General features: G+C 46.4%; 17 protein-coding genes. 10 read left to right on the forward strand and 7 right to left on the reverse strand.

Annotated features, from left to right (window positions below; all coding sequences use genetic code 11):
• Nucleotides 1–612: 612 nt before the first annotated feature.
• A complete protein-coding gene (locus B5Z18_RS16125) occupies nucleotides 613–1,644 on the reverse strand; it encodes a LacI family DNA-binding transcriptional regulator (protein ID WP_079470509.1) in 1,032 nt (343 codons plus the stop codon).
• Between the two features lie 314 nt (nucleotides 1,645–1,958).
• Here B5Z18_RS16125 and B5Z18_RS16130 point away from each other — a divergent pair, with 314 nt between their 5' ends.
• The 7 genes from B5Z18_RS16130 (at nucleotide 1,959) to B5Z18_RS16160 (ending at nucleotide 14,909) form a co-directional block, all read left to right on the forward strand.
• The gene (locus tag B5Z18_RS16130) at nucleotides 1,959–2,834 is read left to right on the forward strand and encodes an AraC family transcriptional regulator (RefSeq protein WP_079470510.1); all 876 of its coding nucleotides are present in this window, start codon (nucleotides 1,959–1,961) and stop codon (nucleotides 2,832–2,834) included.
• Between the two features lie 138 nt (nucleotides 2,835–2,972).
• Entirely contained in the window at nucleotides 2,973–3,557 is a 585-nt protein-coding gene (locus tag B5Z18_RS16135; RefSeq protein WP_079470511.1) for an RNA polymerase sigma factor, read from the forward strand.
• Between the two features lie 92 nt (nucleotides 3,558–3,649).
• Complete coding sequence (locus B5Z18_RS16140; RefSeq protein ID WP_079470512.1) at nucleotides 3,650–4,672, forward strand: FecR family protein; 1,023 nt, start codon at nucleotides 3,650–3,652, stop codon at nucleotides 4,670–4,672.
• Nucleotides 4,673–4,677: 5 nt separating this feature from the next.
• Nucleotides 4,678–8,163 (forward strand): SusC/RagA family TonB-linked outer membrane protein, encoded by a 3,486-nt coding sequence (locus B5Z18_RS16145; protein WP_079470513.1) that lies wholly within the window; start codon nucleotides 4,678–4,680, stop codon nucleotides 8,161–8,163.
• An 11-nt stretch (nucleotides 8,164–8,174) separates the two neighbouring features.
• A complete protein-coding gene (locus B5Z18_RS16150; protein WP_079470514.1) occupies nucleotides 8,175–9,752 on the forward strand; it encodes a SusD/RagB family nutrient-binding outer membrane lipoprotein in 1,578 nt (525 codons plus the stop codon).
• Between the two features lie 376 nt (nucleotides 9,753–10,128).
• Nucleotides 10,129–13,278: a SusC/RagA family TonB-linked outer membrane protein gene (locus B5Z18_RS16155; protein WP_200817288.1), complete on the forward strand. Its 3,150-nt coding sequence runs from the start codon at nucleotides 10,129–10,131 to the stop codon at nucleotides 13,276–13,278.
• A 29-nt stretch (nucleotides 13,279–13,307) separates the two neighbouring features.
• Nucleotides 13,308–14,909 (forward strand): SusD/RagB family nutrient-binding outer membrane lipoprotein, encoded by a 1,602-nt coding sequence (locus tag B5Z18_RS16160; protein ID WP_079470515.1) that lies wholly within the window; start codon nucleotides 13,308–13,310, stop codon nucleotides 14,907–14,909.
• A 249-nt stretch (nucleotides 14,910–15,158) separates the two neighbouring features.
• On the opposite strand, the gene B5Z18_RS16165 is transcribed toward B5Z18_RS16160, so the two are convergent.
• The 3 genes from B5Z18_RS16165 to B5Z18_RS16175 form a co-directional block, all read right to left on the reverse strand.
• On the reverse strand, nucleotides 15,159–15,971 hold the full coding sequence (locus B5Z18_RS16165) for an alpha/beta hydrolase (protein ID WP_079470516.1): 813 nt from the start codon (nucleotides 15,969–15,971) through the stop codon (nucleotides 15,159–15,161).
• 84 nt (nucleotides 15,972–16,055) lie between these two features.
• A complete protein-coding gene (locus B5Z18_RS16170; RefSeq protein WP_079470517.1) occupies nucleotides 16,056–18,380 on the reverse strand; it encodes a M1 family metallopeptidase in 2,325 nt (774 codons plus the stop codon).
• 8 nt (nucleotides 18,381–18,388) lie between these two features.
• On the reverse strand, nucleotides 18,389–18,970 hold the full coding sequence (locus B5Z18_RS16175) for a HupE/UreJ family protein (protein ID WP_079470518.1): 582 nt from the start codon (nucleotides 18,968–18,970) through the stop codon (nucleotides 18,389–18,391).
• 69 nt (nucleotides 18,971–19,039) lie between these two features.
• On the opposite strand from B5Z18_RS16175, the gene B5Z18_RS16180 reads away from it, so the two are divergent.
• The 3 genes from B5Z18_RS16180 to B5Z18_RS32920 all read left to right on the forward strand — a co-directional run bounded on the left by B5Z18_RS16180 (nucleotide 19,040) and on the right by B5Z18_RS32920 (nucleotide 20,242).
• Nucleotides 19,040–19,528, forward strand: a complete 489-nt coding sequence (locus tag B5Z18_RS16180; protein WP_079470519.1) for a DUF6702 family protein — start codon at nucleotides 19,040–19,042, stop codon at nucleotides 19,526–19,528.
• Between the two features lie 32 nt (nucleotides 19,529–19,560).
• Nucleotides 19,561–19,713: a hypothetical protein gene (locus B5Z18_RS32535; RefSeq protein WP_159454328.1), complete on the forward strand. Its 153-nt coding sequence runs from the start codon at nucleotides 19,561–19,563 to the stop codon at nucleotides 19,711–19,713.
• Between the two features lie 85 nt (nucleotides 19,714–19,798).
• Entirely contained in the window at nucleotides 19,799–20,242 is a 444-nt protein-coding gene (locus tag B5Z18_RS32920) for a DUF6169 family protein (RefSeq protein ID WP_227024520.1), read from the forward strand.
• 198 nt (nucleotides 20,243–20,440) lie between these two features.
• Here B5Z18_RS32920 and B5Z18_RS16190 read toward each other — a convergent pair whose 3' ends face one another.
• The 3 genes from B5Z18_RS16190 to B5Z18_RS16200 are packed head-to-tail and all read right to left on the reverse strand — an operon-like array spanning nucleotide 20,441 to nucleotide 23,813.
• Nucleotides 20,441–21,733, reverse strand: coding sequence for a flexirubin biosynthesis putative acyl-CoA ligase FlxY (locus B5Z18_RS16190; protein WP_079470521.1), 1,293 nt, complete (start codon nucleotides 21,731–21,733; stop codon nucleotides 20,441–20,443).
• Between the two features lie 11 nt (nucleotides 21,734–21,744).
• Nucleotides 21,745–22,122, reverse strand: coding sequence for a holo-ACP synthase (locus B5Z18_RS16195; protein WP_079470522.1), 378 nt, complete (start codon nucleotides 22,120–22,122; stop codon nucleotides 21,745–21,747).
• Nucleotides 22,123–22,127: 5 nt separating this feature from the next.
• Nucleotides 22,128–23,813, reverse strand: coding sequence for a C45 family autoproteolytic acyltransferase/hydrolase (locus tag B5Z18_RS16200; protein WP_235015945.1), 1,686 nt, complete (start codon nucleotides 23,811–23,813; stop codon nucleotides 22,128–22,130).

Below are 23,813 nucleotides of genomic sequence, written 5' to 3' on the forward strand. Positions count from 1 at the left end.
ATTTCATTTTCGCTACAAGTTTGGCTGATCAGTCTGAATAATGGTTTCAAACTTAGGGATAATTATGAGAAGTGCAAAGAAGATTTAACAATTTTTTTATTTATCGTTAACAGCTCGTTAAGAAAGAGAAAATAATATTCCATGTGATTAAAATAGCATTAGGTAATCGTCGCCGGCGATTGTCTTTTTCAGGATTATACAGATTGAGCGTGATTAAATTGATCTGATTTTGTTCAGATTTTTTTAACGATAAAGAGAGATAAAAAAAGATGTCTCACTGCTATCATTAAAAATTATTGCTGTCCGGGCTGAAAATAAAAAAGCATAAAAACTGTATTTAAAGCGCTAAATCCATCTATTGGCAATCTCTGCCATATGCCACCCTCATTATAGGATAAGCCGTAGATAAGCCGTATATAACCCGTATTTAAGCCGTAGATAAGTTGTACCTATAGAGATATGGCTTATCCCTGTTTTATCTCCGGGTATAATATAAATACAGGAAGTATCACCCCCTGGTTACAGCCGGTTATACAATGCTTCAGGGGAGATAAGCATAGGTATATCTATGCTTATCTCCCCTGATCATTATAAAATCAAATCAAAAAGACATTACTTCCGCGAAGAAGAACCGCGGATAATCAACTCCGGCTCCAGTATTACCTGTTGCGGCGGAGAAGCAGGAGTGCCCGCCACATGATTCAGTTCTTTCATCAATAAATCCACAATACTTTTTCCGATAGCGGCAATAGGTTGTGATACACAGGTAATAGAAGGACTGTGCAAACGGAACAGGTCATGGTCATCAAAACCCACCAGCCCGATTTCTTTTCCTATCTCCCATCCCATTGAGCGGATCGTTTCAATACCGGCGATACCCAGGTAGTTGGTGGCAAAAAATACAGCGTCCACGCCTTTTACAGCAGTGAGGAATTTCTTTATCTCATTGTTGAAACTTTCCCGGTCCAGGTCGAACGGCAGGCGTTTGACAAACGACTTATTAAAAGGAATTTTATGGTCTTTGAGCGCAGCAGTGAACCCGTCGAGCCTTTCTTTCATCTGCGTTTGATCAGATGCGATAGTAACGATGGCGATTTTTTTATAGCCTTGTTTCACCAGGTGAGTAGTGGCGTCATAGGCGCCCTTATAGTTATTAAGCACCACATAATGGCTGTTCACATGCGGGAAATAACGATCCACCAGCACCAGTGGTTTGGCGGCCGATTGAAGCAGTTCTATTTCTTTATCAAGGTTTTTGGTAGGCGTGATAATATAGCCATCCACCTGCCGGTATTTCAATACTTCGAGGAGTCCTTTTGCCTTTTCCGTATTGTCTTCTGTGCTGCCGTAAAGCACCTTATAACCATGCTTGTCGGCCTCGTCTTCCACTACTTTGGCCAGTGTGGCAAAGAAGTTGTTGGCAATATCCTCTACAATAAGACCAATAGTTTTGGTTTTACCGGTACGCAGTCCGCGGGCGAGCTGGTTCGGTTTATATTTCAGACGGGTGGCAATTTTCTGGATTTTCTTACTTACCTGTTCACTGATTCTTTTCTCCTTTGCTTTACCGTTGAGTACAAAAGATACCGTTGTAGGAGATACTCCGGCTTGTTTTGCAATATCTTTAATAGAGATCCCTTTCATAGAAAAAATGCTACATCGATTTAGCCGGACGTAATTTACAAAATGAAGTTGGAAATTACGCTCTTGTGCTAATTATTCCAAGTAACCCGGTCAAAACTATTGCTCTTTACCCCGGTTTGTTTTCTATCACATAAAAAGGTTATTTTCGGCAAAATGATATTTTTTTAACCAATTTTTAATAATTTGGCATCATTCATAGGATGATCTCAATACTGCTCGCCTACCTGCATAGGGTTCCCCCAGACGGGAATAATGGCAATGGTAATAAAGTACAGGACGGTCACACTAACATAGTAGCTTAAATTAATACATGAATGAAACCCATCCTTATTAAAGTTGGGGCTTTTGCCGATAATCAGATCACGATTATAGAAAGAAGTGATCCTTATTTCAATACACCATTCCACTTCCATCCGGAGTGCGAGCTGGTATATGTTACGGAAAGCCACGGGAAGAGAATTGTAGGGGATAGCATCGAGAGCTTTGAAGAAGGCGATATGGTGTTTCTCGGACCGCATATACCGCATGTATGGTATAATGAGGAAGAATATTATAAGGGAGATGAAAATCTGAAAGCCCGCTCTGTGGTCATCTATTTCCCTAAAGACATATTCGGGGAGAAATTTTACGGATTACCGGAAACCAAAGCACTCAGTGAATTATTTCACCGGGCGCAAAGGGGGATGAAAATCACCGGCGCCACCCACGAGCTGCTGAAACCCGAGATCCTGGCCCTTCCCCGGAAGGAAGGACTGGACCGCATCATCTCCCTGCTCCACATCTTAAAAACACTCTCTGAAACCCGCGATTGCTATTACCTGGCCAGCACCGGTTACTCCCACGCCTATAATGTAAAGGATAACCATAAGATCGATGAAGTATTCAAGTACGTCATGAATAACTTCTCCAAAGAAATATCCCTGCAGGACGTAGCCAGCATCACCAACCTGTCGCCCCAATCCTTCTGCCGCTTCTTTAAAAACCGTACAAAAAAATCCTTTGTACAGTTCCTCAATGAAGTACGCATCGGGCACGCCTGTAAACGGTTAACCGAGGAAGACTGGTCCATCGCGGAAATCGCCTACTCCTGCGGCTTTAAGAACCTGTCCAATTTCAACCGGTTCTTCAAGGAAATAGTAGGCAAAACACCCAAGGAATACAAAAATGAACTGCGCCTGAAGGAAGCATGATAAAAAATGTAATTATTTTATCATTTGGTTATTTAGTTATTTTAAAAAGTAAGGGCCAAATGTCAAAATATCAAATTTTTCTTCTTACATTCATTTCAGTAATTATCAACCAAAACGCTTAATTACTACTGTAATTCGATGTACAGCAGTTATTCCGATAACCAGTTAATTTCGCTGCTGAAAAGCGACGACACCGCTGCCTTCAATGCCATCTACGACCGCTACAGTAAAATGTTGTATTTGTTTATACACAGCAAACTGGATGCCTCCGAGATCAGCAAAGATGTGCTGCAGGAACTCTTTATTTCCCTTTGGGAGAAAAGACATTCACTGATCCTCAAGGAATCATTGAAAGCTTACCTGTACCAGGTAGCCCGCCACAAAATCATCGATATTTACCGGAAAAACGCCACTTACCGCAAATACCTGCAGCAGCTCATCGAACATTTCGATGCACAGCCGCACTCCATCACGGAAACAGTAGATAATAAAGCACGGACACAGGAACTGTTTGAAGCCATCAACCACCTGCCCGACCGTATGAAAGAAATTTTCATGCTCAGCAGGTTCGAAAACCTTACCGTAGAACAGATCTCCACCCATCTTGGCCTTTCACAGCAGACCGTAAAAAACCAGATTACCAAAGCATTAAAGATACTAAGGACCAGCTATGCCAGGACCGACCTGATCGTACTCCTGATATATGTTTATTTGTTTATCTAACCCGCACACCCGGCACCGGATAAAAAATAATTAAATGTACATGGTACCTTTTCCACGTTATTACGACTTATCAACACATAAAACGGCAACAGGTGGACACAGAACAGATTAAAATATTGCTGGAACGGTATAACCAGGGGAATTGCTCACCGGAGGAGGAGGCTATTGTGGATCAATGGTTTGAAAATATCAACCGGCACAAGTCCACCTATGTAGAAGACAAAGAACTCGACCGCGAACTCGACAGCATCCGTTTACAACTCAACGAACATATCACCCCCGCACCAAAGGTGCGGCATATGCGTGCCCGTTACTGGTACGCCGCAGCAGCAGTAGTATTACTGGCAGCAGGTATTTTCTGGTTCAACCAGCCAACACCCGGCACACATCCTGCCACCGGCAACCAACCCGCCCCCATTGCCGCAAATGGAGCCAACCGGGTGGTAAAAGATGGTTTTGTGGAAATCACCACACCAAAAGGCAACAAGGAAAGTGTCACCCTCGAAGACGGCAGCTCCCTGGAACTGAACGCCGGCAGTAAAGTACGCTACCCCGAACATTTCGATAGCAACGGCCGCACCATTTTCCTGGAAGAAGGAGAAGCCTTTTTCAATGTAGCCGCCGACCCAACCAGGAAATTTGTGGTGAATACCGGGGAACTGGCCACCACTGCACTCGGTACCGCCTTCAACATCCGGGCATATGCCAGCGAACACAAAGTAACCGTGGCACTTGTAAGCGGTAAAGTAAAAGTAGACCAGCTGAATAAAAACAGCCAATCCGCCTCCTCACTCATCCTGCTGCCAAGTGAACAGATCAGCTACGACCGCATTTCACTCAGCCTCGTAAAATCTGTTTTCAGCAAACCTGAAGAGGTGACCGCCTGGAAACAGGGATACCTCGTATTCAAAGACGCACCCTATAATGAAATAGTAACAGGTATAGAAAATCGTTATAACGTTACCGTTATTAACGAAAGCGACAAAAAAGAATGGAACTACAACGGCTCTTTCAAAAACGAAAGCCTGAAAGACGTCATGGATATCATCTGCCTGGCTAAATCCCTTTCTTATACCATTAAAAACGACACCGTTCACCTGCAAAACAAAAACTAGTCCATATGAGGGTAAAGCCATGCCCCATGATGTGGTTTGTATCCACGGGGTTGATGCTGACACTACTGTTGGCGGGGAGCTTGAACACAACGACTAGTGCCATCACGCAAACACCCGACCCGCCCACAGGTATCGTTGTCACCATCCAGGTAAAAAATAAAAACCTGGAAGAAGTAATGACCGAAATTTCGGTAAAAACAGGACTCAACTTTCATTACGACAAAACGGATCTTAACCTGAAGAAAAAGATTACGTTGAACTGTACGAAAACACCCATCGATGAAGTGCTTACGTTACTATCAGTTCAGGCCGGATTAAAGTTTACCCTGATCAATAACAAAATCATTGTAGGCGCAGAAAGTGAAGCCAAACCCTCGCCCACTGTAGACCTGCTGAATCATGTGTCCCTGGAGAGAGAGATCAGTGGAACCGTACGCGATAACAAAGGCACGCAGCTCCCGGGAGTCACCATTCAGATCAAACATTCCAATAAAGGAACCCAATCCAACGCCGATGCTGGTTTTTCACTGAAAGCCAGTACCGGCGATGTGCTTGTATTCAGTTCCGTAGGATTCATTACCCGCGAAGTGACGGTGGGCGCCGATCCCCGCATCGATGTGCGCCTGCAGGAAAATGTAAAAGCACTCAGTGAGCTGGTGGTTACCGCACTGGGCATCCAGAAAAAAAGCCGGGAACTGCCCTACTCCACCCAACAGCTGGACGGCGATGACCTGCAACTGGTAAAAGATGCCAACGTTATCAACTGCCTGAACGGAAAAACGGCCGGCGCCACCATCACCCGCAGCGCATCCGGCATCGGCGGCTCCGTGAGAGTGGTATTGCGCGGCAACAAATCCACCCGCGAAAATCAACCCCTCTATATCGTGGATGGCGTACCTTATGCCAATTACACACCGGCACAACCCGCTGATGTATGGGGGCAGTCGCATAACATCATCGGGGCCGGTGGCCGCGACGGCGGCGACGGTATCTCCAACATCAACCCTGATGATATTGAAAGCATCAGTATCCTGAAAGGTGCTTCCGCAGCGGCGCTCTATGGCAGCCAGGCCGCCAACGGCGTGATCCTCATCACCACCAAAAAAGGAAAACCCGGCCGAAGCAAAATTGACGTTTCTTCCGATTATACCCGCGAAACGCCCGCGATCCTGCCCCCGCTGCAATATCGTTACGCACAAACCGATACGCCCGGCGTGGATAAAGTAGGCACGCCACAACCCGGATCACTCGGGAGCTGGGGCCGATCCATCAATGCACCCGATCATGTAAAAAACTTTTATAACACCGGCTCCACCTTTACCAACACCATCGCCTTCAGCGGCGGCACAGAAACCGCGCAGAGTTATTTTTCATACGCCAATACAACCAATAAAGGAATTCTGCCCACCAACAAATTCGACCGTCATACGGTGAACCTGCGCGAAACATTAAAGCTGCTGAACGACAAACTGGTAATGGACGCCAATGTATCTTTCACCGCACAAAGCACTACCAACCGGCTTTCATCGGGATTGTACTACAGCCCCATCTCCGGGCTCTATACCTTTCCCCGCGGACAGGACTTCGACTACTACAAAAATAATTTTGAATACTACGACCAGGGCCGCGACCTGTACATGCAGAACTGGTGGAACATCCGCAATGATAAAAAGTGGATCGGGCAGGACGATCAGCAAAACCCTATGTGGGCGCTGTACCGCGACCTGCGGCTGGATTCCCGCTACCGTGGCCTCGCTACCCTGTCGCTTACCTGGCAGCTGAACGACTGGCTATCATTGAAAGGACGCGGCAACTTTGATAAATCGCTTGATCAATACGAACTGGAAGCATACGCCGGGACACAAATTGTACTCGCCGGCTCCAACGGACGGTATACCCTCGAACGGGAATTTAATACCCAACTGTACGGGGATATGATGCTCAACGCCAGCCGGAAAATGAACAAGTGGCTCCACCTGGCCGGCAATATCGGCGCAAGCATTACAGACACCAAAGCACACGAACGCAATTTTAACGGCTCCAATCCCAATGCCGATCCGGGCCTCACTTACCCGAATAAATTTTCGGTATCCAATATCCTCAGCACCTCGCTCGATGCACAACACAGCATAGACCAGAAGCAACTGCAGGCCCTTTTCGGTAACGTACAGGCGGGCATCAACAATTATCTTTTCCTGGATCTCACCGGCCGCAACGACTGGTCCAGTACATTCGCCTATACTTCTACCCTGCACAAAGGATATTTTTATTATTCAGCCGGGATATCTGCCGTATGGAGTGAGATGTTTAAAATGCCCGCGGCTGTTGATTTCCTGCGTTCCCGCATTTCCTACGCCAAAGTAGGTAACGATATCGCCGCCTACTCTTCCCGGCCGGCGGCGTTTACGCTGCAAACCATTGCCGGCGTTACACGGGTAGTACTGAATCAACGTACGCTTTACCCGGGTCTCAGCCTGGAGCCGGAAGACAACCGGTCTTTTGAAATAGGTCTGGAAGCGCATCTTCTGAAAAACAGGATCACCGCCGATGTCACCTTCTACAAAAATAATAACTACAAACAGTACATGGAAGTGCCGGCGCCACTGGGCAACAGGTATAATACCTACTATCTCAACATGGGGAATATACAAAACCAGGGATGGGAAGCCACACTCACTTTAATGCCTATACGTAATAAAGCAGTGTCCTGGACCAGCACTATCAACTTTGCCGCGAATAAAAATAAAATCGTTTCCCTTTCCAATTCCAGGATCATCGGTGCAGATACCAGCAGCATGTTTGTACTCACAGATTTCGGGGTAAATATGTTTGGCTCGTTCATCATGGAAGGCGGCTCCTGGGGCGACATTTATTCCAATAAAGAATTGTTGCAGAACGATAAGGGCGCCTACGTGATTGATGCTGCCGGCAAACTGCAAACACGCAACGCATTTAAAAAAGTGGGTAATCCCAATCCCGATTTCACATTAGGATGGAATAACAGCATCGACTATAAAAACTTTAACCTCAGCTTCCTCATAGACGGTCGCTTCGGTGGCAAGGTAATGAGCGTAACACAGGCAGTACTGGACTGGTACGGCGTAAGTGAAGAAAGCGCCAAAGCCCGCGACAAAGGCGGCGTGGAAATAAACGCGGTGAACAGCAACGGTACACCTTACAGCGGAAAACTGGATGCACAAAGCTACTATACCACCATTGGCGGCAGGGCCGGCATTGGCGAAATGTATATGTACGATGCCACCAACATCCGCTTAAGGGAACTAAGCCTGAGCTACCGCATACCGCTGAAGTGGAAATGGATCCGCAATATGCGCATGGGCATAGTAGGCAGGAACCTGTTCTTTTTTGAACTGCACGCGCCGTTTGATCCGGAAGTATCTATGGGTACCGGCAACGGACTGCAGGGTGTAGATGTTTTTGGGTTGCCACCCACACGAAGTATGGGCATCAACCTGAGATTAGGAATTTAAAATACTCACCAATGAAAAGCTGGAAAATCAACACATTATTCGCCGTTATGGCAGTTGTGCTGGCAAGTGCATGTACGAAGAGATTTGATGAGATTAACAGGAATCCTTTCGACTTTACAGAAGAGGAACTGAAAGCCGATTACCGGCTGATGGGGGAACCATTGTCGCAGGCCCAGTTGAACCTGCTCATTTATAACGACCCGCCTACTGCCCAGCTGCAACAAAATCTGAATGCGGATATTTTCTCCGGCTATATGATGGCGCCCACTCCTTTTGAAGGCAATATCAATAATACCAACTATGGCCTGTTATACTACTGGAACAATAAACCGTGGCAGGTAACTTACAGCAATGTAATGAAGACCTGCGATTTTGCACAATCGAAAGCCAAAGGTCACTACGCCGATTTTTATGCGTGGGCGCAGATCATCAAAGTAGAAGCCATGCATCGTATCAGCGATATTTATGGCCCGGTGATTTACACAAAGTATGGTATACTGAATGAGGAAATGGGGATTGATTATGATTCACAGCAGGAAGCGTACTATGCTTTTTTTAAAGACCTGGATGAAGCGGTGGACACATTAACTGGTTTTATTAACAGCGGCTTCCCTCAACGCTTTGCTGCCTTCGACCTGGTATACAAAGGCGACTACACCCAATGGGTGAAATTTGCCAACACCCTTCGTTTGCGGCTGGCTATCCGTATTTCAGGCATTGATCCGAAAAAAGCGCGTGAGGAGGGGGAGGCAGCACTGCGTCATCCGATCGGGCTGCTCACAACGCCTGCGGATAATTTTGCAGTGAATATTTCACCGGTTACACATCCGCTGAATATTATGTGTTACACCTGGGCCGACTTAAGAATGAGCGCGCCTATGGAATCGATCCTCACCGGGTATAAGGATCCGCGGCTGGCGCATTATTTTGTACCGACCGATGATGGCGTGAACGTTTACCACGGCATCCGCAACGGTATTAAGATTGCCGCCAAAGAGGAATACAGTGGCTTTTCCCAGCTGGTGAAGTTTGACAATAAAATATTGTTTATGACCGCCGCGGAAGCCTGGTTCCTGAAAGCCGAAGCAGCGTTGTATGGCTGGCTGGGCGCCGGTAACGCAGCCACTAATTATGCCACCGGCATCAGCACTTCTTTTAATCAATACAGCATTACTAACGCTAATGCATATATGAATAACAATGTGGATAAACCCCATCCATATACCGATCCGCAGAATGGCGATAATAACGTACCGGAAGGCGATCCTCATTTAAGTACCATCACCATTAAGTGGGAAGAAAGCGCTGCGCTTCAACAGAAACTGGAACGGATCATCACCCAGAAATGGATTGCCATGTTCCCGGAAGGACAGGAAGCATGGAGTGAATTCCGCCGCACGGGTTACCCTAAATTATTTCCCGTGGTAATCAACAATAGTGGCGGCACTATTTCTACTGAAAAATTTATCCGCCGCCTGCCCATGCCGCAGATAGAACTTGTTACCAATCCTAAAGCAGTAGCCCGTGCTGTAGCCACGTTAAAAGGACCGGATACCGGCGGAACACCGCTCTGGTGGGATCTCCGGTAACATCTCAAAAAAATTTAAAAATAATTTAAAACGGGATAGTACTAAATATAACTCCGCACGACTCCTTTCCGGAAGCGCCACAATTGAACGCTTTATGCTATGCAGCCTGTAACAAACAGACGTTATTAAAAACAACATTTCATGTAAGGAAAACACATTTGCTTTGCTCAACCCGGTCAACACATTGCGATAAGCAATGAGGCTTTGCACGCCCCTATAGGCCGGTAACTGCATACAACACGAAGAAAAACAGCCAGTAAAGGATGGTACGCGCCATGCTAACGGCTATCTTATTTCCAAACAATGCACGCTATAAAAAATGGTCAGTTTAATTCAACTATACAAATCCCATTTATTAACCAAAAAAAAGGCAAGTATGAAAAAAAACCTACGCCTTATGAAAGTGTGCGCTATGACCGGTCTGGCCCTCACTTCCATATTAGCAGACAGTGCATATGTGAAGGCCGCCAGCTATACATGGTCGCCCGCATCTTCATTCCGTAGCACTTTCCAGGAAAAAGAAATCAGCGGCACCGTAAAGGATAGCAAAGGCAATCCTCTTCCTGGTGTTACTGTACAAATTAAAGGCGCCTCCAAAGGCACACAAACAAGTGCAGAAGGTAAATATCATATCAATGCTAAAACCGGTGATGTATTGGTTTTCAGCTATGTTGGTTTTGCCATTAAAGAAAGTACCGTTGGCAGCAGCGCTACCCTCAATGCTACCCTTGAAGACAATGTAAGAGGACTGAATGAGCTGGTAGTTACTGCGCTGGGCATTCAGCGTAAAGCAAAAGATCTCACCTACTCTACCCAACAGGTAAAAGGAGAAGATCTGACGAACGTAAAAGAAACAAACGTTATCAATAGCTTATCCGGTAAAGTTTCCGGATTGCAGATCAACCGCAGCGCTTCCGGTGTGGGCGGCTCTGCCAGGGTGATTTTACGCGGACAAAAATCTATCCGTGAAAACCAGCCACTGTACGTGATCGATGGCGTACCTATCGCTAACTTCACCAGCGCGCAACCTGGTGATCTCTGGGGACAGGCATCCGGCGCATCTTCCGGTGGCCGCGATGGCGGTGATATCTTAAGTACCATCAACCCGGATGATATTGAAAGCATCAACGTACTAAAAGGCGCCTCTGCATCTGCATTGTATGGCAGCCAGGCCGGTAATGGTGTAATCATCATTACTACTAAAAAAGGTAAAGCCGGTCAGGCAAAAGTGAACTTCTCTTCTAACTTCACTATCGACAGACCCGCATACCTGCCAGAATCACAAAACTCCTATCTTCAAACCGGTAACGGTACTATTGATAGCTGGGGCAAAGCAGGCAGCAGTCCTGAAATTGTAAAAGATTTCTTCAAAACCGGTACTACCTGGATCAACTCCGTAAACGTAGCCGGCGGTACTGAAAAGGCACAAACTTATTTCTCCTATTCCAATACCACGAATACGGGAATAATGCCTACCGCAAAGTATGGTCAGCATACACTCAACTTCAGGGAAACAGGCACCTTCCTGAACGACAAACTGAATATTGATGCGAATGTGCAGATGACTACACAAAATGCACACAACCGTCCTACTTCCGGTTTATACTATAACCCGCTTACCGGTTTATATATCTTCCCAAGAGGACTGGATTTCGAGAGTTACAAAAACAATTATGAATACTTCTCTGCACAGCGTAACGTAAACATGCAGAACTGGTGGAACATCAATTATGATAAAGGCCAGGCAGGGGAAGACTTCCAGCAGAATCCATACTGGATCCTGAACAGGAACGTTACCGAAAACAGGAAAGATAACCTGATTGCATCACTGAGCTTACGCTATGCTATCAACGACTGGTTAAACGTACAGGTACGTGGTAACGCCAACAAAGCATGGGATAAATATGAACTGAAAGCAAATGCCGGTACACAAACCACTATTGCAGATGCCAACGGCCGTTATACCTACGATTACCTCACCAGCACACAATACTATGGTGATCTGTTAGTATCAGGTAACAGGAAATTATCCGATAAACTCGGATTCAATTTCACTGCCGGTACCAGTATCAACGACCTGAAACAGGACCGTACCTTTATAGATTCCAAAGACGGCGACCTGGCTTTTGCCAATGTATTCCACATTGGTAACCTGAACCTGAGTCCTGCTGCGAAATTAACACCCACCGGCGCCAGAAGGCAGATCCAATCTGTGTTTGCAACAGCCGGTGTGAACCTCAGCGAAAAAGTATTCCTGGATCTGACCGCCCGTAACGACTGGTCATCCACCCTGGCTTACACCCCTTCTATGAAGAAAGGTTACCTGTATTACTCAGCTGGTTTAAATACCATTCTGAGTGATGTATTCAAGATGCCTTCCGCCATCACTTATTCAAAGATCCGTGCATCTTATGCTAAAGTGGGTAACGACGTAGATCAGTTTGTAACACGTCCTACCAACCAGATCATTTCCGGCACACTGATCTCCAACATTGCCGGTCCTTTTGGTGGCGTGGCGCTGAAACCAGAAATCACCACTTCCGTTGAAATAGGTACAGAGTGGAGATTCCTTGACAACCGCCTGAACCTGGATGTTACCTGGTACAATTCCCACACAAAAGATCAATACTTCGACTTCCCCGTATCCGTTGGCTACCTGTATCCTAATGCTTACCTGAATGCAGGTGACGTACAGAATACCGGTATAGAAGCCACACTGGGTTTCCAGGTAGTTAAACAGAAGAATGTAGGCTGGAACACTGCCTTCAACTTCACCCGTAACAGGAATAAGCTGATCAAACTGGCGCCGCAGTTAAACGGTGACTATACCCTCACACCAAGAGGCGACAACGTTAATACGTATGCGTTAGTACTGCATGAAGGAAGCTCCTACGGCGATATCTACGGCAGGAAAGCAGTGCGCAGCGAAAGCGGTCAGCTGGTAATAGACGATGAAACCGGTAAGCCCAAAGCAAAAGACGGTAAACTGGAATACCTCGGTAACCCAACACCAGACTTCCTCCTGGGATGGAGCAATACCATTAACTGGAAAAAGTTCAACGTAAACATCCTTGTAGATGGCCGCTTTGGTGGTAAAGTAATGAGTATCACCCAGGCAATGATGGACCAGTACGGTGTGTCAAAAGCATCCGCAGATGCCCGTAACAACGGTGGCGTGGATGTACCTGCTGTTTACGGCAGCGGTAAAGCATATACCGGGAAGGTGCCTGCAGACCTGTACTATCAGGGTATTGGCGGTCGCGCCGGTATCACGGAGTTCTACATGTATGATGCTACCAATATCCGTTTAAGAGAATTATCCATCGGCTATACTTTCGCATTGAAACCAGGATTCTTCAAAGACATGAAGCTTGGACTGGTAGGACGTAACCTGTTCTTCATCACTAAAAAAGCGCCTTACGATCCTGAATTGAGCATGAGTACCGGCAACGGTGTACAAGGTGTGGATGTATTTGGTTTACCATCTACCCGCAGCTTTGGATTGAACCTGAAATGTGCATTTTAACCTGATTAAGAACAACAAAAACAAGAGCTATGAATTATAAAACATTCAAAATAGCTGGTCTGGTGATGGCAGCCACACTATGCTTCAGCAGCTGTACCAAAAACTTTGAGGACATCAACAAAAATCCATACGGTTCCACTGATGAGGAATTAGCGGCTGATTTCGCCCTGGTACCCGCCTTATTGCAACAGGCGCAACGCAGCATTTACCTGTATCAGCCGGCGCCTACCTTCCAGCTGCAACAAAACCTGCTGAGTGATATTTACAGCGGATACATGATGTCTCCAACTCCTTTCGGCGGTAACATCAACAACATCACTTACAGCTTTGTGGATGGCTGGATCAACACTACTTTCAGCACCGGCTATACCAATGTAATGAACCCCTGCTATAAAGTGGCCGGTTTTACAAAAGGTAAAGTACCTGATAGCTATGCCATGTCGCTGATCGTGAAGGTGGAAGCCATGCACCGTACCTCCGATATCTTCGGCCCCATCATCTACAGCAAATACAATACGCCCAATGGAGATGGTTCTGTTGACTACGACAGCCAGAAGGATGTTTACTATACCTTCTTTGAAGAACTGAAAACAGCGATCGATATTCTGACGCCACTGGCTGATAAACCATCTTCAGAGTTGTTTAAGAAATCTGATCTCGTGTACGGCGGTAACTACAAACAGTGGTTACAGTTTGCCAACACCCTCCGTTTAAGGCTGGCACTGCGTATCGTAAACGTAGATGCCGCGAAAGCGAAACTGGAAGGCGAAGCGGCCCTGGCCAATGCCGGCGGACTACTGCAAACTTACAAGGATAATTTCACCGTGGATATCGGAAGCACCACGCATCCGCTGAATACCATCTGCGGCTCATGGGGCGATATTTTAATGGGTGCGCCCATTGGCACTTATCTCGGTGGTTACAACGATCCACGCCTGCCTTTGTACTTCAAGAAAGCCGTAGACCCTGCTGTAAAAGACCGCTATATCGGTATCCGTAATGGTATTAATATCGATGGTAAAGCGCGTTACGCCGACTATTCCAAACTGATGGACCTGCCTGGCAAATTACAGCTGGTAACCGCTGCTGAAGCCTGGTTCCTGAAAGCAGAAGCGGCTATCCGCGGATGGGCAGGTGCAGGTAATGCGCAAACCAATTATGAAACCGGTATTCAAACATCCTTTAATCAATATTCATTAGGCAGCGCCAGCACTTACTACAACAATGCTACTTCCCTGCCTGCTGAATACATTGATCCCAAAGCCATGACTGCCGGACAAAATGATATCAAGAAGGGTTCACAATACCTGAGCACCATCACCATCAAATGGGAAGAAGGCGTTACGCTTGACCGGAAGCTGGAACGTATCATTACCCAGAAATGGATCGCTAATTTCCCTGAAGGGCAGGAAGCATGGAGTGAATTCCGCCGCACCGGTTATCCTAAGCTGTTCCCTGTTGTTGTGAACAACAGCGGTGGAAAAGTAAGTACTACCGATTTCGTTCGCAGGGCGCCGTTCCCAAGTAACGAATACTCTACCAACGGAGCTGCCGTTGCGAAAGCAGTGAGCACGCTGAGCGAACCCAAAGACGTAGGTGGTACTCATTTGTGGTGGGATCCGAAAAAATAATTACCGGACATTCTTATTTTGAATCGCGTGCATAAAAAAGGCCGGTCCTGTTGAGGACCGGCATACGCGTATGTTGTCTTTCTCAGGATTAAACTGATTATACTGATTACCTTGATTTTATTTTTTTGATTTTAAAAGATTCTGGGAGATATACGCTTATATCTCCCAGAATCTTTTAAAATCAAAAGTGATCAAATCCCTAAATCAGTATAATCAGTTTAATCCTGAGAAAGACAACATACGCTCTATCTATTGTTGAAAAAACTGATGAAAGAACAACAGCTGGTACTTCACAGCGTTGGCCCAGTACTGCCAGTTGTGCTCTCCCGGACGCTCCGTATAGTCGTGAGCGATACCTGCCAGCAATAATTTTTTATGAAGATCCCGGTTTACATCAATAAAGAAGTCTTTCACCCCGCAATCGATGATGATGGACAACGCGCCTGATTTGAGACTATCTACCTGTTTCAGTACCGTATAGTCGTACCAGTTAGCACCATCTGGTCCGGGTTCGCCCAGGCGTTTTTTCAGGTCCCAGTTTTTGGGGAAGGGGCGAAAATCCACACCACCACTCATGCTGCCGGCGGCTCCAAATACGTCCTGGTGGCGGATGGCAAGGAACATGGCGCCGTGGCCTCCCATGCTTAAACCGGCGATGGCACGGTGAGCGGGTTCGGGTAACGTTTGATAATGCTGATCTATGTATTGCGGAATCTCCTTTGACACATAGGTTTCAAAACGCATGGAGCTGTCTACAGGGCTGTCGAAATACCAGCTGGTTACCGCGCCATCGGGGCATACGATCATGCACTGATAAGTATCTGCCAGCTCTTTGATAACGGGGACATTGGTTACCCAGTTGGCGAAATTGCCGCCGGCGCCGTGCAGCAGGTATACTACCGGGTAGCGCTGCGTGCCGTTTTTGTAGCTGGTGGGGGTAATGACCACACATTTGTAGGCGCGCTGCATTTTCTGACTTACAATAGAAACGGTATCTACATCCGCGGCCCTGGCTGTTTGCACCAGGCATATCCATAATAATAAACGGGCTATTACTTTCATAACTCGGGCTTTTAAAAGAATCTTAAAAAGTAAGGCGGCTACCATACGTTGATGATAGCCGCCACAAAATATAAAATAGCTTGTTTATTTTGTACTTGCTTTCTTCATCGGGTTGTCGCCGCTGGAGGCGCCGCGGATTCCCCCGGATGCCTTAAACAACTCGAATTTGGATGGTGCAGCTTCGCGTGGCCAGCTGTTGTTGCTTTCGTCGATATCGGCTGTTTCCCGCAGTGGATCGAGCTTCACGGCTACTACCTGTTTATCTTTTGCAAATACCTTTGTAACGGCATTTTCGTCTTTGCGCCAGATGTAGGCGGAGATCCGGTCGGTTTCTTTGGTACCATCGGCATAAGTCCACTCAATGATGAGCGGCATTACCAGTCCGCCTTTATTGGAGAATGTCAGCTGGTAGAAGTTCTTCTTACTGTCGTACAGCGCTTTTTCTTCTTTGCTCAGGCCATTATAAAACTGGTTATAGGCTGCTTTATCTTCCTGGCTTACCTCGAAGCGGTTCCATTTACTGTAGAAGTCCTGCAGGCTCGTATCCTGGTCAACTGTATATTTTACGCCGGCGGCTTTATTTCTCTGCCTGGCTATATGATCCATATTTTTATCATAGGCTGCCTGTGCGGATTTGGCTGTTTCTTCCGGATTTTTGCCATCCATGCGATACCATTTGAGGCTGTCGATAGAGATGTCTACCGGCTCCGTTCCAAAGAACCATCCGCGCCAGAACCAGTCCAGGTCTACTGCAGAGGCATCTTCCATTGTACGGAAGAAATCGGCCGGTGTGGGGTGTTTGAAGGCCCAGCGGCGGGCGTATTCACGGAATGCAAAATCAAACAAGTCGCGGCCCATGATGGTTTCACGGAGAATATTCAATCCTGTGGCCGGTTTCGCATAAGCATTGGGCCCAAACTGCACGATGTTCTCGGAGTTTGTCATGATAGGTTCCAGCTGATCTTTCGGCATCTTCATATAATCCACAATCTTATGAGCAGGGCCGCGGCCAGAAGGGAAGTTGCTGTCCCACTCCTGTTCTGCCATAAACTGGCAGAAGGTATTGAGTCCTTCATCCATCCAGGTCCATTGCCTTTCATCGGAGTTCACGATCATGGGGAAGAAGTTGTGCCCTACTTCGTGCGTGATCACCCCGATCATGCCGTTCTTGGTGGCTTCGCTATAGGTGCCGTCTTTATCGGCGCGGCCATAGTTAAAGCAGATCATGGGATATTCCATTCCATTGGCGGCTTCCACGGAAATGGCCACCGGGTAAGGATATGGAATAGTATGTTTGGAGTAGGATTGAAGGGTGTGGGCCACTACTTTGGAAGAATAGCGGCGATAGAGCGGATATGCTTCCGGTCCGTAGTACGACATAGCCATTACTTTGTTGCCTTCCACGTTGGTAGCGAGGGCGTCCCATACAATGCGGCGGGAAGATACCCAGGCGAAGTCGCGTACATTCTGCGCTTCATACACCCAGGTGTTTGTTTTGCCGGCGTGGCCCTGCATGGCTTTCTTTGCTTCATCGAGATTCACTACTTCTACAGGCTCTTTGCTGTTCTGCGCCTGCTGCCAGCGCTGATATTGCGCCGGTGTGAGTACTTCTTTATAGTTCTGGCATTCGCCGGTGGCGCCCACTATATGGTCCGCAGGAACGGTCATGCGCACACGAAAATTACCAAACGTAAGGGCAAATTCTCCTCTGCCGGTAAACTGTTTGTTCTGCCAGCCCTGGAAATCGGAATATACGGCCAGTCGCGGATACCACTGGGAAATGGTGTACAGGTAATTTTTATCTTCCGGAAAATATTCATAGCCACCGCGGCCGCCAATGGTCATACGGTCGGAAATGTTATACCACCAGGATACTTTAAACCGGTACTTTTCGCCGGGCATCAACGGCTTAGGCAGATCGATGCGGAGCATCGTCTGGTTAATAGTATAAGGCAATGCTTTGCCATCAGCATCGGTGAGCTTTACAATCTTTACGCCCAGGTCTTTTCCCGAAGGCAGGATACTGTTCAGAGTGGCCAGCGTCATTTTATCTGACATGCGGCTTTCATTGAACTGCTGGTTATCGCTTTTGCTGTCGTGTTCATTCTCATCCAGCTGTAGCCACAGGTAGGTAAGCGGGTCGGGAGAATTATTAAAGTAGGTGATGGTTTCTGCACCGGTGAGTTTCTGCTGCTCATCATCCAGTTGCGCTTCGATGTCGTAATCGGCCCTTTGCTGCCAGTACTTAGGGCCCGGAGCGCCGGAGGCAGAGCGGTACATGTTGGGTGTTTGCAGCATGGTACCCAGCTGCTCGAAGCGGTTGCCATGATTGGATCCCGGGTTGTTTTGCGCCTGCAGCGACAATACGCTGCAGCACAATACCCCGGCCAGGTAAAGTTGTTTTCTCATAAACAGTATTATATAAACAGTGCTCTTACGCTTTGAATGATCATTAAAAATGCCACGCCAAAGGTGGCAGAAGAAAGGAACATGTTCCAGTCCCGGCGTTTTACGCCTCCAAATTTCACGATCGCGGTAGAAATGAGCAGTATGCACATCACAATGATGATCTGCCCGAATTCCAGCCCTAAATTGAATCCCAGGAGTGGCTTAACAATGTTTGCCTGGCTCCCCAGCAAACTTTTTAAGTAATTAGAAAACCCCAATCCGTGAATTAGACCGAAAAATAGTGCATAAAAATAATTCAGCTGCAACTTCTGCGGCTCATCGTTTTTCCGGATAATATTGGAAACAGCTGTTACGCAGATGGTCACCGGTATCAGGAATTCGATAAGCGCCGCAGGTATACGGACAATGTGTAACACACTCAAAGCCAGCGTAATAGAATGACCGATCGTAAATGCAGTCACCAATACCAGTACTTTTCTCCAGTCGCGCAGCAGGTAAATGGCACTCAACGCTATTACAAAAAGAATATGGTCGTACGCGTCCCAGTTTATAATATGTTGCCACCCCAGCTGAAAATACAACTCATCCATTGTCCCCTTTTCTATAATTTTGGTAATTATAAAAAGTAAAAGTTAATTTTTTTTAAAAATATTAGTCCAGTGGGTTTATTATTATGTAAATGGTGGATGACGTTGTGGCTCACAGCCCTGCACCCCTTCTATGCAAGCGTGACAGAGATTTCACATGATGCCGGTAAAAAAGAACTGCAGGTAAGCTGCCGCATTTTTACAGACGACCTGGAAAATACCCTTAAAGCACAGTATAAGATCCCGCTTGATATTACCCACCCTGCCAACCGGAAACAGGTAGAAGGCTATATCTCTGCCTATCTCTCCCAACACCTGGTGATTACCCTCGACGGTAAAAATGTTCCCCTTCATTTTATTGGTTATAAAATAGAAGAAGATGCTGTGTGGAGTTTCCTCGAAGCGGAAAATGTACCCACACCAAAGAAAGTGCAGGTAAAGAATAACCTGTTGTATGAACGCCATGCCACGCAAACGAATATGGTACACGTGCTGGTGGGTGGAGAAAGGAAAAGTACGAAGCTGGATAACCCGAAAGAGGTGGCGGTGATGGGGTTTTAGGATGTTTATTCAGAATTTAGTAAATTGCAGTAATGAAACCAACAATAACAGTCATATCACGGGAAAATAAAAAGGCGCTGGAGGCTCTGAAAAAGCTTCATGCGGCTAAGTCCTCGCTACGTGATTATATTGCTAAAGGTGGCTCAATTAAAGACTATAATCCTAAGAAAAAGAAGCTTGATTAAGCCTTACGAATTTAGCTCTAATCCTTCCCCTGTAGAAATTAACGTTGATTATCAATTTGAAACATGTAACGGACATGTGTACAAAGTGACTTTTGTAGAAGCCACAAGAATTATAGATATACTGGATAACCTGCCAGTAGTTTCAAATGCGATTTATGTTATCGTTGATCCCATTTATATTCAGGGGAATTTGAATTTAGACATCAGAATCGGATCAACTGTGATCGATATTATAAAAGATTATCTTTTGGAAATAGATCGTTTTTCCATACTGGTATTCAATTGTGATATATCCGATGGCCGTCAGATTAACAGGCACCATAAGTTTGACAGGTGGTTCCGGGATCATGCACGTGATCTTAATTTTGAAAAGATAGATGAGGAGATATTAGAGCCCGACGAAACCGGGAGCGGCTATACAGCCACCTTTATTTCCATTCTTTATGCAACTGATCATCCACGAAAAACTATCATACTGCAGGAACTTTCTCATCTCCGTGCTACGATAGGTGCTGATAAGCTCAGATAAGTTATAACTATTCTTATAAAACGTTTATGAAAGAGATTCCCGATTTTCTTATCACTACAGAAGAGGAGTATAATAAAACAATACAGCGCATACATCACCTAATGCTAAAAGGTGAAGCCAATCTCAGTCCCATAGAACTAAATGAACTGAAGTTAATGGCCATTGCAGTAGAAAGTTTTGAAGACAAAAACTATCCCTTTAACTCCTGTTATCCAAAAACTTCACCGGCTTCCGGCTGTTCTCCGGAAACTGCATCCGCATAATATCCTGCTGACTGGTATACCGTACCTGCGGAATCACCCGCAGCTTCGCCTGCAAATACGACTTTATCTTACGGTCCATTTCTTCTGATTCTTCCCGCGGCCACAGGTGCAGCAATATCTCATCAGTACCGAGTTCATTGGAATACACTTCCACCACAAACTCTTTCACATCTTCCATATCATTGAGCAAATCAAACAGGGCAGGCGGATACAGGGTAGTGCCCTTATATTTGATCATCTGTTTTTTACGACCTATTACTGGAGATAACCGGAGCGTATGTCTGCCGCAGGAGCAGGCTCCATAATGATACTGGCAGATGTCACCGGTTTTATAGCGCAGCAGGGGCATCCCCTCCACGCCCAGTGTGGTAATAGTTACTTCCCCTTCTTCTCCTGGTGCAACGGGCTGGTTGTTTTCATCGAGCAACTCTACATAGAGCAGCTCCGGGTGATGATGCCCCCCCTGACCGGCTTTGCATTCCGTAAAAGCAGTTTGCATTTCAGTGGATGCATAGGTGGAATAGAGCTGGATATTCCATTGCTCTGTGATCTTCTTACCCAGTACGTTCAGTGAAAAGTCTGTGTTGCGGATATTCTCTCCAATGCATACCGCCTTCTTAACGGAAGTCTGATTAATATCTATATGATGTTCTTTGGCGTAAGCAATCAGCTTTACAATAAAAGAAGGAACACCTACAATAGTGGTAGGTTGTATCCGTTGGATATTTTCCCATTGCATGCTGGGCACGCCCGGGCCTACACGCAGTACGCCAGCTCCCAGTTTACGGATGCCATTGTAATACGCCATACCCGCCATAAACTGACGGTCCAGTGTAAGCATAAGCTGGTAAATATCGCTGTCGGTACCATCTGCACAACAGAAAGAAATATATTCGTTATAGCTTAAACGCTGCAGGTCTTTTTCCGTTAAGGCGATGATCACCGGGCGTCCTAAAGTTCCGGAGGTAGTAGTGTATTCGGCTATTTTGCTTTTATCCACACAAAGAAACTCCCAGTTATGTTCCTGGAGATCTTCCTTTGTAACCGGCGGGATCTGCGAAAATGCTTCCAGCGATTGAACCTGGTCTGCAGCAATGCCGTGTTTTTTAAACCATGCTTTATAGAATGGCGAAAATTCACGCAGGTAACCCAGCAGGCGCATTACTTCTTTCTCCTGGTAAGCCCTGATAGCTGCTTTAGACTGTAGTTCTATATCCGGTATATACATCTTCTATAAATTTATCCTTCTAAAATCACCATTGCAACAGCGGCACTTTTTTCATGGGACAATGATACCCATATTTTCCGGATGCCTGCTGATGCGTATCTGTCTGCACCGTTTCCTATTAAAAATAATTGCGGTTTCCCGGCTTCATCATTGCGGATCTCTATTTCGTCGAAGTTCACACCGCCATTGCCCCAGCCGGTACCCAATGCCTTCAGTAAGGCTTCCTTTGCAGCAAAGCGGGCAGCATAACTTTCCGCCGGCATCGCCTGGTTTTCACAATAGCTGATTTCAAAAGGAGTAAACACCAGGTTCCGGAATCCATCTCCCTTCGCCAGCTTTGCCGCGATGCGTGGCACTTCTACGATATCTGTTCCGATGCCAATGATCATAGTGGTTAGCTTTTTAGTTTAGCATTACACAGTGCCAGCTGCTTGCGGATATGATCCTCTTCACCTTTGGTGGCAATCACTTTTGTTAACGCCGTTTCGTAATAAGACTTCGCCTTTGCATATGCTTTCTGCTTATATTCATAATCACCTGCCAGCACGTAAGTGTGATAATAAGCCGGATTGGAGGCAATCAATGCACGGATATCCACTGCCTGCCCTTCTTTCAGCTGATCTCTCAGCTTGCGGTAGGTTTCAAAGGCAAGATAATCTTTTGACAGCAGGAAACTATCTGCCGCTATATTCTGTGCGCTGTCGTATACTTCATGATCAGTAGTAAGACCATGCATGCTGAAAATCTTATTCAGATCGTAAGCCACAAACTGCCCCAGCTGATAAGGTGCGGTAGATACCCACACCATCCCTTTCTTAGGCTCAAACACAATGGAGTGGTGCGCAATCAGCTGGTTAATGGCTTTCTCATTACCCATCCCGATATCCGCATTGTGTAAACCTCCGCGGTCGCGCAGGATATCCACTGTTTTCTGAACGGTATTGGGTCCCTTCTCTTTCATCAGTTCTGTAAGCCTTTCATAGCGATATTCGGAGGCGCTTTCTTTTATCTGTAATTTATTAGACGCCAGGCTACCCAGCGAATCGCCCTGGAAGTGATTGGTGCAGGTGATAAAGTTTTTACCGGAACTGTACATATCCATGCCTTCCGGTGTTTTTTCGATGAGCACCGCTTTATTATCTTCTGCAGAACCTACCAGGAAAGACTCTGAAACAAACATCTTACGCTTCCGCGCAATTTCCCATGCTTCATTGATGTTTTTTGCATACTGCAGTATTTCCCGCGCCACCAGTGATACCGGGGTAGCGGCAGCGGTAGGTACGCTGGTTTTGGCAGCATTGATGGTTACGGTAAGTCCTTTGTCGTTCATGCCGGAAACCACGCCGGTAAAGCCGCCCCAGGTTACAAACATAAAGTTGTGGCCTTTCTCAGGACGGTAGAATACCACCATCTTCTCTTCTGCAAAGGCATCGCCCATGTAAAAATCGAAGTTGCGGCCAATGATCAGGTTACTGTCGGCCGACTGATCATTCCACGTACCGAAAGACGTACAACCCACCAGCATCATGCCTTGCAGGGCATGTCCAATGTCGTGTGCAGCATGATAGTTCATCAACCGGGCATAGTTGGTACCAATATAGTCGTAGTTGGGAGAAGCAGAAAAAGACTCTCCATAAATTTCTTCCTTAAATTCTTCCGGCACATGATCCGCCAGATCGCGGTTAAACCAGCCGATAAAATATTTCAGGAAATGCAGGTAGAAAGTAGAAGGCACCATTTTGCTGAACTGCGCCACAAATACATCTTCCTGGCGCCGGATCAGCTCCCCGGAAAGTTTGCCATTGATCACTCCTCTTTCAAACGGAGCGCCCTCCACATACATTTCATACAATCCACTGTTGCTTTTACGGAACCAATTGTTGCCCAATGTATACGCGGTGCTGTCCAGCTGGGTGCGCTGCAACTGTAATGCGCGCTGGTCGGCTATTACCGGCGGCGGCATTTTACTTACCGATACCAGGTAAATGGCCAGCCCGATAAAAAGCAATACGAAAAAGCCGATGATGTATAGTAGTATGCGTCCAAATCTTCTCCAGCCGCTGCGTTTCTTATTTTTCAC

This window comes from Chitinophaga ginsengisegetis, assembly GCF_900168065.1.
GTDB classification, from domain to species: domain Bacteria; phylum Bacteroidota; class Bacteroidia; order Chitinophagales; family Chitinophagaceae; genus Chitinophaga; species Chitinophaga ginsengisegetis.

Bases quoted from the DNA above. Each gene is read 5' to 3' on its own strand.
- B5Z18_RS16195 (WP_079470522.1), bottom strand. From the start codon at position 22,122: ATGATCATTGGCATCGGAACAGATATCGTAGAAGTGCCACGCATCGCG.
- B5Z18_RS16160 (WP_079470515.1), top strand. From the start codon at position 13,308: ATGAATTATAAAACATTCAAAATAGCTGGTCTGGTGATGGCAGCCACA.
- B5Z18_RS16190 (WP_079470521.1), bottom strand. From the start codon at position 21,733: ATGTATATACCGGATATAGAACTACAGTCTAAAGCAGCTATCAGGGCT.
- B5Z18_RS16130 (WP_079470510.1), top strand. From the start codon at position 1,959: ATGAAACCCATCCTTATTAAAGTTGGGGCTTTTGCCGATAATCAGATC.
- B5Z18_RS16165 (WP_079470516.1), bottom strand. From the start codon at position 15,971: ATGAAAGTAATAGCCCGTTTATTATTATGGATATGCCTGGTGCAAACA.
- B5Z18_RS16145 (WP_079470513.1), top strand. From the start codon at position 4,678: ATGAGGGTAAAGCCATGCCCCATGATGTGGTTTGTATCCACGGGGTTG.
- B5Z18_RS16125 (WP_079470509.1), bottom strand. From the start codon at position 1,644: ATGAAAGGGATCTCTATTAAAGATATTGCAAAACAAGCCGGAGTATCT.
- B5Z18_RS16175 (WP_079470518.1), bottom strand. From the start codon at position 18,970: ATGGATGAGTTGTATTTTCAGCTGGGGTGGCAACATATTATAAACTGG.
- B5Z18_RS16170 (WP_079470517.1), bottom strand. From the start codon at position 18,380: ATGAGAAAACAACTTTACCTGGCCGGGGTATTGTGCTGCAGCGTATTG.
- B5Z18_RS16135 (WP_079470511.1), top strand. From the start codon at position 2,973: ATGTACAGCAGTTATTCCGATAACCAGTTAATTTCGCTGCTGAAAAGC.
- B5Z18_RS16150 (WP_079470514.1), top strand. From the start codon at position 8,175: ATGAAAAGCTGGAAAATCAACACATTATTCGCCGTTATGGCAGTTGTG.
- B5Z18_RS32535 (WP_159454328.1), top strand. From the start codon at position 19,561: ATGAAACCAACAATAACAGTCATATCACGGGAAAATAAAAAGGCGCTG.
- B5Z18_RS16155 (WP_200817288.1), top strand. From the start codon at position 10,129: ATGAAAAAAAACCTACGCCTTATGAAAGTGTGCGCTATGACCGGTCTG.